The organism is Ezakiella peruensis (genome assembly GCF_900215725.1).
In the GTDB taxonomy this organism is placed as follows: Bacteria; Bacillota; Clostridia; order Tissierellales; family Peptoniphilaceae; genus Ezakiella; species Ezakiella peruensis.
Map to the genome: position 1 here is coordinate 212,519 of NZ_LT962469.1, position 11,812 is coordinate 224,330.

At 38.8% G+C, this 11,812-nt stretch carries 10 protein-coding genes; all 10 read left to right on the forward strand.

The window, feature by feature from the left end; genetic code table 11:
- Positions 1-1,114 (forward strand): peptide chain release factor 2 gene (prfB, locus tag CUU59_RS01025; RefSeq protein ID WP_211286975.1). Its coding sequence is split into 2 segments (ribosomal slippage): positions 1-75 and positions 77-1,114, totalling 1,113 coding nucleotides; the frame shifts between segments, so codons are not numbered across the junction.
- The gene (gene tsaE / locus CUU59_RS01030) at positions 1,107-1,523 is read left to right on the forward strand and encodes a tRNA (adenosine(37)-N6)-threonylcarbamoyltransferase complex ATPase subunit type 1 TsaE (protein ID WP_099950172.1); all 417 of its coding nucleotides are present in this window, start codon (positions 1,107-1,109) and stop codon (positions 1,521-1,523) included. Before prfB ends, tsaE begins: the two co-directional genes overlap by 8 nt.
- Positions 1,520-2,146 carry a tRNA (adenosine(37)-N6)-threonylcarbamoyltransferase complex dimerization subunit type 1 TsaB gene (gene tsaB / locus CUU59_RS01035; RefSeq protein ID WP_099950173.1) on the forward strand — a complete coding sequence of 209 codons (627 nt, stop codon included), beginning with the start codon at positions 1,520-1,522 and terminating at the stop codon, positions 2,144-2,146. The genes tsaE and tsaB overlap by 4 nt, the downstream gene beginning before the upstream one ends.
- On the forward strand, positions 2,143-2,523 hold the full coding sequence (locus CUU59_RS01040; RefSeq protein ID WP_099950174.1) for a GNAT family N-acetyltransferase: 381 nt from the start codon (positions 2,143-2,145) through the stop codon (positions 2,521-2,523). The genes tsaB and CUU59_RS01040 overlap by 4 nt, the downstream gene beginning before the upstream one ends.
- Positions 2,517-3,515, forward strand: a complete 999-nt coding sequence (tsaD, locus tag CUU59_RS01045; protein WP_099950175.1) for a tRNA (adenosine(37)-N6)-threonylcarbamoyltransferase complex transferase subunit TsaD — start codon at positions 2,517-2,519, stop codon at positions 3,513-3,515. The genes CUU59_RS01040 and tsaD overlap by 7 nt, the downstream gene beginning before the upstream one ends.
- A gap of 143 nt (positions 3,516-3,658) precedes the next feature.
- Entirely contained in the window at positions 3,659-5,050 is a 1,392-nt protein-coding gene (locus CUU59_RS01050) for an MATE family efflux transporter (RefSeq protein WP_099950176.1), read from the forward strand.
- Positions 5,037-5,918 carry a DegV family protein gene (locus CUU59_RS01055; RefSeq protein ID WP_099950177.1) on the forward strand — a complete coding sequence of 294 codons (882 nt, stop codon included), beginning with the start codon at positions 5,037-5,039 and terminating at the stop codon, positions 5,916-5,918. The genes CUU59_RS01050 and CUU59_RS01055 overlap by 14 nt, the downstream gene beginning before the upstream one ends.
- Positions 5,919-6,085: 167 nt before the next feature.
- A complete protein-coding gene (locus CUU59_RS01060; protein ID WP_099950178.1) occupies positions 6,086-6,730 on the forward strand; it encodes a cupin domain-containing protein in 645 nt (214 codons plus the stop codon).
- A gap of 13 nt (positions 6,731-6,743) precedes the next feature.
- On the forward strand, positions 6,744-7,205 hold the full coding sequence (locus tag CUU59_RS01065; protein WP_245870533.1) for a GNAT family N-acetyltransferase: 462 nt from the start codon (positions 6,744-6,746) through the stop codon (positions 7,203-7,205).
- Between the two features lie 350 nt (positions 7,206-7,555).
- Positions 7,556-11,797, forward strand: a complete 4,242-nt coding sequence (locus CUU59_RS01070; RefSeq protein ID WP_099950180.1) for a Cna B-type domain-containing protein — start codon at positions 7,556-7,558, stop codon at positions 11,795-11,797.
- Positions 11,798-11,812: the final 15 nt, after the last annotated feature.

The following is an 11,812-nucleotide window of genomic DNA, read 5'->3' on the forward strand; positions in this document are numbered from 1 at the left end:
ATGGAGATTTTACAGACTGATTATAATTTGATAGATGAGATGATAGAGAGGGTTAAGAGAATCGGAGAGAGTCTTTGACCCGGAAAAAAAGAAGGAAAAGCTTGAAGAATTAAAAAAAGAAAGCCTGGCGCCCAACCTTTGGGATGACCAGGAAAAAGCTTCAGCTTTGATGAAAAAAATAAATGATTTGGAGTCGGAGATAAATGAATATCACGAGCTCTTAAATGGCCTGGAAGACTCCAGGGTGTTTTTGGAGCTCTGCCAAGAGTGCGACGACGAAAACGAGTACAAGCTTTGGCAAAAAAGAGTTAAAGACCTGGCCAAGGAAGTCGACGACTATTCACTGACCCAACTTTTAACGGGTGATTACGATTCCCAGTCCGCTGTTATGCAAATTCACTCTGGTGCAGGCGGCTTGGAGGCCCAAGATTGGACCGAGATGCTCATGCGGATGTACAAGCGCTGGGGCGACGACCATCATTATAAGGTGACGGTCTTGGATCTCTTAAACGACACCGAGGGCGGAATAAAATCCGTCACCATGCTTTTTGAAGGCCGCAATGCCTACGGGTATTTGAAGGGCGAGAAGGGTGTACACAGATTAGTTCGCATATCGCCATTTGATACGGCCCGCAAACGCCACACCTCTTTTGCAAGTGTGGATGTCATGCCAAACTTGGACGACGATATTGTGGTGGACATCAATGAAAATGACTTGGAGATAAACACTTATAGGTCAAGTGGTGCTGGCGGCCAATCGGTTAACACAACTGACTCTGCAGTCCGCATCAAGCACATACCGACTGGCATTGTAGTCAGCTGTCAAAACGAGCGCAGCCAACTTAAAAACAAGGAAGTTGCCATGAAGATTTTGACCGGTAAGTTGATTGCCCTCAAGGAAGAGGAGCGCAAGGAAAAAATCGACGAGCTGGCGGGCAACTATTCTAAAATTGAATGGGGCAGCCAGATCAGGTCCTATGTTTTTCACCCTTACCAAATGGTCAAGGACCACAGGACAAATGTAGAAACTGGCGACACCAAGGCTGTTATGGACGGAGATATAGACGAATTTATTAAGGGCTACTTGCTCATGAAGAAAGAAGACCATGATTAAATTAAAAAATCTTGAAGACACAAATAAATTTGCAGAAAAAATTGTCAGCCTGGTCAGTCCAGGCGCAATTATATTTTTGAAGGGAGATCTGGGGACGGGTAAGACCACTTTTGCCAAGGCTTTTGCCAAGGCACTGGGGACTGATGCCAAGAGCCCTTCTTTTGGCCTGGTAAATATTTATGAAGGCGACCAAGTGATTTCACATTTGGATTTGTATAGACTGAAATCTTACGAGGAAGCCCTGGGCATTGGCATAGAGGAAATTTTGGACGACGATTCCATTAAGCTAATCGAATGGCCAGAAATTTTAGGTGACGAGCCCTACGATTTATCCATCACCTTTAGCCGGGACGGCGAAGATGGACGGGCTGTTGAAATCGAAGGCCCAATGGCTGAGGAGGTCTTATGATTATTTTAAATCTTTTAACGGGGACAGCTGGCACGGGCGTTAGTGTAACCAAGGATGGTGAGAGCCTAATATCAATCGGAATCGAAGGCGGCATCAGGCAATCGGAAACAATCTTTAAAATGATAGACGACGCCTTTACCTATATTGACTTGGAAATGAAAGATATAGACGCCATCAGCATTTTAAATGGGCCGGGGTCTTTTACGGGCCTCCGCGTGGGCATGGCTGCGGCAAAAGCCATCAGCTATTCGTTAAAAAAACCCATCATTCCAGTGGATACTTTAAAGGCAATTATCGCTGAATCTTACACAGAAAATGCCTGCGCCATGATTGACGCACGCAGGGACAGGGTCTATTTTTCTGACGGGAAGAGCGATTCGGCAGTTTATGAGATATCCGACTTGCCAGATGGAGATGGCCGATTAGTCTTTGGCGAAGGACTTTTAAAATACAAGGAAAAATTAGAGGCCAAGGGTTACAAGCTAGCAGTCGATAAGGATATTTATTTGTCTGTCAAAGGACTGGCCAGAGCCAGCCTTGACGTAGATGAAAAAGATTACGAAGACTATATGTCCTCGACTTTAAATTACCTAAAGACCAAGGAAGAAATTGTCAGCAAATGATTGAAATTTTAAATGAAAACGATTTTGCCTGGGTAAATGTAATTCACCATGAGGCCTTTGGCAAGTTATTGACAGAAAACGATTTTAAGGCTCCATATAATATTATCGGCATAAGAAATCTCGCCTATATGATTTATACGGAAGTTTTAAATGAGGCGGAGATTATTTTTATTGCAGTCGACAAGGATTATAAGAGAAAGGGCCTAGCCACAAAGCTTGTAAATTCACTTGAAGGACAAGTATTTTTGGACGTGAATGAAAATAATGATGGAGCAATAAACTTTTATAAGGCCTGCGGATTTAGAGAATATGCCAGGCGGAAAAATTATTATCCTGACGGAGATGCAATTTTGATGAAGAGGGAAGAGAGATGTTAACTTTAGCCATAGAAACTAGCTGCGACGAAACCAGCGTTGCGGTCGTAAAAGAAAATAGAGAAGTGCTTTCAAATGTAATTGCAAGCCAGATTGACACCCATGTCATCTACGGTGGAGTGGTCCCGGAGATTGCCAGCCGTATGCACATTGAGGCGATTTCTATTGTGATCGATAAGGCCTTGAAAGACGCTGATGTCACTTTGGATGACATTGATTTTATTACTGTCACCCAAGGACCAGGACTTATAGGCGCACTTTTGGTTGGAGTTTCATACGCAAAGGCTCTTGCCCTTGCAAATAATATTCCAATTGTGCCGGTCAACCACATGAAGGGACACATAGCCAGCAACTACATTACACACAAGGACTTGGAGCCACCTTATATTGCACTTGTAATTTCAGGTGGCCACTCATATATTATCGACGTCAAGGATTACGACGACTTCGACAAGATGGGCGAGACCAGAGACGACGCTTGTGGCGAAGCCTTTGACAAGGTTGCTCGTGTAATTGGCTTTGGCTATCCGGGAGGAGCCCAGCTTGAAAAGGCAGCCTTGGATGGTCAAGCGACTATAGATTTTCCCCGCGTTTGGTTGGAAAAAGATTCCTACGATTTTTCTTTCTCTGGCCTCAAGACGGCCGTTATCAACCACATAAATACAGAAAAAATGAAGGGCCATGAGCTAAATGTAAATGATTTGGCCAAGAGCTTTCAAGATGCGGTTATAGATGTTCTGGTCGAGAAGACAATTAGGGCTTGCCTGGAAAAAAACAGAAAGATAATTGCAATTTCAGGCGGAGTTTCAAATAACAAGGCTATACGCGAGGCCTTGCAAAAAGAAGGGGACAAGCACGGTATAAAGGTCCTCTATCCTTTGCCAAAGTACACTTCAGACAATGCTGCCATGATTGGCATGCAGGGTTTTATCAGTAGAAAGTCAGAAGGCGATGGCGATTTGATTTTCACAGCCGATGCTAATCTAGGTTTATAATAAAGTTTAAAACGAGGCCCTTGGACCTCTTTTTTAATTGCATACGGGCGGATAATTTGTTATAATTATATATATGTTGATTTAAAAAACAAGTCCCACTACTTTTGTGGAGGCTTATTTAATTTAATTAGAAAGAGGAAAATATGAAAGACAAGGAACATGGACTAGGGACCCAGCCAATATCCACTTTGGTCTGGAAGCTCTCCATACCAAGTATAATTGCCATGCTCGCCAACGCTTTGTACAGCGTGGTCGACAGGGTATTTATTGGCCAGGGAGTAAACGAACTTGCCATTGGCGGAGTCTATTTGATCATGCCCATACAAATGATAATCATGAGCTTGCAGATGCTTGCATCAAGCGGAGGCAGCACACTTATGAGTATATCCTTGGGCGAAAAAAATAAAGAGAAGGCGGAGAAATATTTAAATATATCCCTTTATCTTTTAATAATCTTTTCAATCTTTATTCCTATAATATTATTTATATTTAGAGAACAGATAGTATCGCTCTTGGGACCAACCGAATCTAACTACAAATATGCAGCGATATATTTTGATTACACAATCCCAGGCATTCCGGCAATTTTAATCGGCTTTGGTCTAAATAACTTCATTAGGGCGTCCGGCGATTCAAGGGCTGCCATGAATACGATTTTAATCGGAGTATTTTTAAATATTATACTGGATCCTATATTTATTTTTGTTTTTGATATGGGGGTCAAGGGTGCAGCCATTGCAACGGTTATCAGCCAATATGTAAGCATGATTTGGGTGCTCAGATATTTTTTAAAGGACAAGCACATTTTAAAACTCAGCAAGCGTTATATGAAGCTGGAAGGCAAATTGGTCGGTGATATTTTTGAAAACGGCCTGCCTTTATTTTTAGTAAATGTGGCTAATTCATTTTTAATGATGTTTATAAATCTACTTTTAAAGAGATATGCTGGAGCCACAGGGCTCTCGGCTATGTCAATTGTAACGGGGATTTCGAGCGTTTTATTTATGCCACTTTACGGAATCAACCAGGGCATCCACCCCATTATCGCCTACAATTACGGGGCCAAGAGTTTTGACAGAGTAAAAGAAGCCTATTTAAAGGGGACTATTTACGCTTCAATCGTAAGCATCACGGCATTTCTGGTAATAATGATCTGGCCTTATGAGCTGTGTTCGATTTTCTTTAACGAAAAAACTGGACCAGTCTTGGAGCTGGCAGCAAGCGGATTAAAAAAATCTATGTATGCGTCCCCATTTTTGGGTATATCTATAGCAGGAACGGCATTTTTCCAAGCGGTAAAAAGGCCAAGGACAGCATCGATCACATCGCTCTTGAGGCAATTTATTATTTTGCTTCCACTTATCTATATCCTGCCGCTATTTTATGGCATAGATGGATTTTGGTGGGCTTACACAATTAGCGATGTCTTGAGCTCGATTATAGTATTTTTTGCAGTTATAAAAATAATGAAGCAAGTAAAGATGGAATGCCTTGCTAACAATAATTTAGGAGAAAATTATAATGAGAGAATTTAAAATTTGCACAACACCAACAGCTGATGTTTCGGCAGATTACATTTATGGCAACGATTGCATAGTAGTCGCCAATCCAATTATTCACGGCGAAGATGTCTATATGGACGACTTTAAAAATTTTGACGCCATGAATATTTACAAGTGGATAGAGGAAGGGACTTATCCGACAACAGCATCCAACAACACAAACCAATACCTAGAAGTTTGGAAACCATATTTGGACCAAGGCTATGATATTATCAATATCGATATTTCATCAGGACTTTCTCAAACTCAAACCAGCGTTCAAAGGGCTGCGGATATTTTAAATGAAGAATACGGAGAAAGACGTGTTTACCCAGTGGATGGAACTTCGATTTCAGGCGGACAAACCCTGCTTGTTATGAAGGCCGTGGAATTAAAAAACCAAGGTTGGTCAGCAGAAGAAGTTTACAATTATTTAAACGAAAATGCTCTAAAGGTAAATCATTTGTTCACATCAGGAGATTTGACAAGCTATTATCGTGGAGGCAGAATTACCAAGGCTCAAATGGTTCTTGGAAGCTCCTTAAACATCTATCCATTTATGGACGTGTCTGACCAGGGAAAACTCGTTCCTCGTAAGAAGGTCATGGGCAGAAAAAAAGGCCTAAAGACCTTGGTTAACGTAATGGAAGAAAGAGCCGACAAGGGATTGGATTATGATGATGCGGTTGTAATCGCCCATTCAAATTGCCCAGAAGACGCAGAATTTGTAAAGAAAATGGTTGAAGAAAAATTCCCCAAAATCAAGAGCCTAGACATCTATATGATTAGATATATCGGTGTTCATACAGGCCCAGGTACAACAGCCCTCTTCTTCTGGGGCAAGGAAAGAGATCCAGAATAAAAATAAATTTATGACCAGCAAGTGTAAAACACTGGCTGGTTTTTTGTTGCTGCAAAAGGGCTTATTTTTTATTTTTATAAGCACATTTAAAGGATTTTATTTACAATAAGAAGATTTTGAATTATATAATTTTTGACAATAGTGGGTAATAAAATAATGGAGGCAATATGAAAGACAGATATAAAAATGGAATTTTTTCTTATAAAGAGCTCTTGCCCATAAAAGCTGGCCACACCTTATCTCTGAGCCTATCAAATGACTGGGATAAAAATATTTATCTCTTTGGCCTGGCCAAGGGGACTGATATTAGTGAGGAGCTTTATGATAACAAGAGCCTTTATATAAATTTAGACGGGTCTATTAGGATTGGAGACCACAAACTTTCGACCAATCAGGCGATTTTTTCTGGCGACCTAAATTCCTATGCGATTTATGCAGATGAGGATTCTTATTTGCTAGAAATTTCTTATAATAAAAAGGAGGACAAGATGTTAAAATTAGAAAATATGGGACAAGTTTTTTCACTCAAGGATGTAATAACTTATTTAGACGGGGGCATTTCAAATTACGATGTATACTCACGCGATGATCTCAAGATTGTGCTCATGGCCTTTGACGCAGGCGAAGGACTTACCCCTCACACAGCTCCTGGCGATGCACTGATCTTTGCCCTTGAAGGAGAAGCCGACATGGAAGTGGGCGACGAGACTCACAGGATCAAGGCAGGCGAACAAATCGTCTTTCCAAAAGGCGTCCGCCACAATGTAACAGCGGTGACGAAATTTAAGATGGCATTGATACTCGTAAAATAATCTGGGGAGGATTATGAAAATATACAGACCAAAATTGGAAGACATGTGGTTTAGGCAAGAGATGATGGAAGACGAGGAGACTATGGCCTACAATCACGCTTACGGCGGAACTATTCCCTTTCCCAAGGACAAGTGGGAAGAGTGGTACAAGCGCTATATGTTTGACGATAGCAAATTTTATGCCTATATTAAGGATGAGGATAATAATTTTGTTGGATCTATGTCTTACCGCTATGATGAGAAAGATAAAATTAATAAGGTCTCCATACTCATCCATGCCAAATACCGGGGTAAGGGCTATGGGGACTTTGCTTTAAAAAGCCTTTGCGAGACTGCCAAGTCAAAGGGAGTTAAAGAGCTTTATGATGATATTGCCATTGACAACCCATCCATAAAATTATTTTTAAAAAATGGCTTTGTCGAAGAATACAGGACCGATGAATATATAATGGTAAAAAAAGACTTGGTAAAATAATTACAATAATTTTATATATTAATCTTTGAAGAAATTGTGGCTAATTTTCTAATTGCCACAATTTTTTTATTAGTAACTAAAAATACAAATAACGTTCAAGCAATTTAATAAAATAAATTACAAAAATTATATAAAAAGCTAAAATAATTCAAAAGATTTTTATATACTATATATGCTAAAAATCTCGGGGGGGGGGTAGAAAAAACACAATATATAGTTAGTTATATGTAGCACATATAAGACAAATTGTGGATTTGCCTTGATTTTAGCGTATAAAAAAAGTATAATTAAATCAATATAGATATATTAAATCTATATTATAAATATATGAATGAAAGGAGGTGAAAATAGTGAAAAAAAGAGTTATTATAATTTTTTTAACTTTGCTTTTTACTATACTAGCATTTGGTAAAGTAGACCTATATGCAGAAACAACAGATGAAGGAACACAATTGGAGGAAACAACCCTAAGCGAACCAGCATCAGAAACAAAAGAAGATACAAAGGAAGAACCAGAGGAAGCACCTCAAGATGTAAAGGAAGAAAATGAAACAGCAGATGAAAATACAGAAGAAACAACAAACGTAGAAACAAAAGAAGAAACTGAAAATCCAGGAGAAACTGAAGAAAAAACATCTGAGGGAGAAGAAGTTACAGAAGAAACAACTGAAGAAGAAAAACCAGAAGATCAACAAACAGTTTCTGATGCAGAAGAACCTGTTGATCAAGAAGAAGGCAAAGAAGAAGAAATTACAAAAGACGAAAAAGCTGAAGAAGAAACAGAAGTTCAAACAGAAGTTCAAACAGGCGAAGAAACCGAAGCTGAAAAAGAAACTGAAGTTGAAAGTGAAGAACAAACCGAAACCGAAGTTGAAGAAAAAACCGAGAGTGAAGGCGAAGAAAAATCAGAAGAAAAAGCTGAAGGCGAAGAATTAGAAGAAGGGACAATTATTGACCCTGAAAACCTAAATCCATTAGGTGCAAGTCCAGATGCAGGCTACAAGTATGTAGATTCATTTGTAGGATTAGAAGATGCGATTAAAGAAGCAAAAGAAAATACTGAAACAACTATAGTTATTAGAGGAAGTTTTGAAATAGAACATACAATAACTATAGGAGCTAATAAAATCATTGTCCTAACATCTAATAATAAAAAGCCTATGGATAAATGGGATCCTATAAAGCAAGCAAGAGATTTTGCCGATAAAGGTGAAGAAAGGCAAAGAGAAATCATCGAAGAAGGCAGACGTCGTGGCGACAAGGCTATAGATGACGCCAATAAAAATATCACTTTAAGTCAAGGTGAATATTATTACGCCTTTGAAGACGGTGAAATTGTCCTCAAGAGATCTGAATCATTTACAGGTAGCTTATTTGAAGTAAAGGGATTTTTGACCCTTGGCGATAAGGAAAACTCCATTAACTTTGACGGCAACAAGGAAAAAGTCAAAGCGAAAGGGGGAAATAATGGTTCCTTCTTTGATATAAATGGAGGAACATTGGTACTCAACAATGGTGTTATTGCCAACGGGGAAACCAGTGGAGATGATTACAACAGCCCGATAAGGGTTAAAGAAGACGGTAAATTCATAATGAATGGCGGCCGTATAACTGCCAACAAAACAAAAGCAAATGGTACTGTTCCATACAATGCCGGTGCTGTAGATGTTAGCCGAGGCGGTCACTTTATCATGAACAATGGTATGATTGACCACAACATCAGTGCGTCAGGTGCTGTATTTGTGGGAAACGACGGTTTAAATAATACAAAGATTCTGACTGAAGATAAAGATTTTGCTTTCTTTGAATTTAAGGGCGGTAGCATCGTAAGCAACAAGTCAAAAGGTTATAATTTAGCCGGTGGTATTACCATATTCCCAACGGGTAAATTAAATATTACAGACGGTATTGTTGCCAATAACTACACTGGTGATAAGGCTGGCGGCATTATGGTTTCCGACCAATATGTTAGAATTTTTAGTAATACGATTAATAACAGTTACTCAAAAACAGTGGATAAACCTTATGAAGAATATACAAAATACAATAAGGCAGAAGCCAACTTTAATGGTGGTCTTCTTTATAAAAATGAAACTGGCTACGCTGGAGGAGCTGTCTTTGTAGATAGCGACGCTGTTCATTTTAACAAAACCATGATTCTAGACAACAAGGCAGCAAAATTCGGCGGCGGCGTTTATGTTGGATTCCCACCAAGAGTTCAAGAATTAGAAAATATTTTAATTACTGAAAATGAAACGTTTAGAAGCGGACTCATTAACGAGAATGACGATGCTTGGGGAGGCCCACTTGTTGGCGGCGGTATCTGGAACTGCCCAGACGGCTATATTCACCTAGGCGATGGACACAGCGTTTATGTATTTAATAACAAGGGCGCAATGGGAGGCGCAGACTATGTGTTTGCCAAGAAAACATATAGCTTCGAATTAAATGGTACAGATATTCATAACCAATTCTATACCTTTATTTCTCCTGTTACCAAAGAAAAACACCTTATTAAATTCTTGAACGATAGCCGTAAGGGAACACTTTTACCAAAAAATATGTCCTATACGGATCAATTTGTTTACCTAAAAGCCATCTATGATGAAGCTTTACAAAGAGAAGCTTGGTCAAATGCAGGAACATTTATTTTAGGCAATGAAGCTTCTTACGGAGCTGGTCTTGGTTCAGATGCAGCAATGAAGAGTTCACAAGACATTGGCGACGTTGAATTCAAATTCAAAAAACATTGGGATGAAGATATCGATGAAGACGACTATCGGTGGAAAGATATCCACGCTGACATCTATATAGTTCCAAAAGATGTAGACGAAATTTATGTAAGAAGCCAATATGGATATGACAATCGCTTATTTAAATACGGCGAAGTAATTTTAAACCACGATAACAGTTGGGAAGCAACTTTTGGTAAATATAAAGACGATAAGTATAAGGATTTACCAGCTTATACTATGGATAAAGGACTTCCATTTACTAATGAAGAGCTTGCAAAACGCGGTCTTAAATATCTTGTTATCGAAAGAGAAAGAGATTATGTTTCAGAAGTTGAGCAAGTAAAAGGCGAAGCAAATAGTTACGAGTTTACTATTAGCAACAGACCATACACTGAAGCCAAGATTGAAAAGAAATGGAAGATGCTTACTGAAGAAGAAATCAGACAAGCTCTTGGTGAGTATGGTCGCTATCAAAATATAAAAAATAGGGATATTCCAGACCAAGTTACTTTCTATGTCTTAAAAGATGGTAAAAAGATTATCGTGGATTATTACAGGGATGAGGAAGGAAAAGTTTATCCTATTTATAAGACTGTAACAGTTACAAAGGACAATGACTGGAAGGGTGTTATTACAAAACTTGATCCAAAATACCTAGCTAAGGGTGCCTATGGCATTGAGGAAGAAGACCTTGATGGTTTTGAAATGTCTTATGAAATCAAAAAAGTTCTTGTCAACGAAGATGAAATTAAAGCTTATGAAGAAAAGCTTAAAGAAGGTAATCCAATAAACATTGAATTTTACTTCAGAAGGTATTGGACACATTATGCAGCAGATGATGTTAACCGAGAAAACTCTATTTCAAACAACCCATTTAAAGCTGAAAATGGGGATGTCACTTATAATTTGTATGTTGATGGTAAAAAGGTAGAGTCAAAGACAGCAACATGGCAGCCTAAAGCAAACGGAAGTGGATTTTGGCTGGATGATGAAAATATTGTATTTGGTCAAGACTTGGATAAAAAAATCGTAATTGATGGGAAGTGGAAACCAGTTAAGGTAGTCCATTATAATTATAAAGGTGATGTATCCACTATAAAAAATCCTGAAATAAACATGTATTTAAAGAAGGATGAAAAGGGTGTTTACTCCCTATATCTCCCATATATTCTGGAAAATGGGAAATATGTAGATCTCTTCTATTTGGAAGAAACAACAAAGAATAAAGATAATGTATATGAGACAATTTATGATTTAAATCCAGACGCTAAACCATTAGCAGAAATAAAACCAATTTACGAATACACATTTGTAGCAACAAACACAGAACTTCCACCAGAGCCTGTAAGACCACTTACTACAAACGTCAGAGTAAATAAAGTATGGGAAGCTCTTGGTGAAACAACTTCAATTCGCGTCGAACTCTATGTAAACGGAGAAGCCACAGGCAAATATCTAACATTAAGTGAAGCAAATGGATGGACTGCGACCTTCTATGACCTTGATGAATATGATCACCTTGGTAGCAGATATGTTTACACTGTAAGAGAAGTTGGAGATGCAAATGGAATCTACAAACTAGGGGACAGAGAATTTGAAGTCTCCTACGCAGGTAACATGGATAAGGGATTTACAATTACAAACAAGGAAATCCCACCAGAAGAACCTGAAGAACCAGAAGAACCAGAAACTCCAGAACCAAAAGAACCTGAGGAACCAGAGGAACCTGAAGACGAGGGTGGCGGAAAGAATATTATTCCAAAGACTGGAGTAAAGACAGACGCTAAGTCAATCTACTTGAGCTTAATTTTACTAATGGCTTTGGTAGTATTGAAGAGAAAAAAATATAGCAAATAAAATTTGATTTGTTTA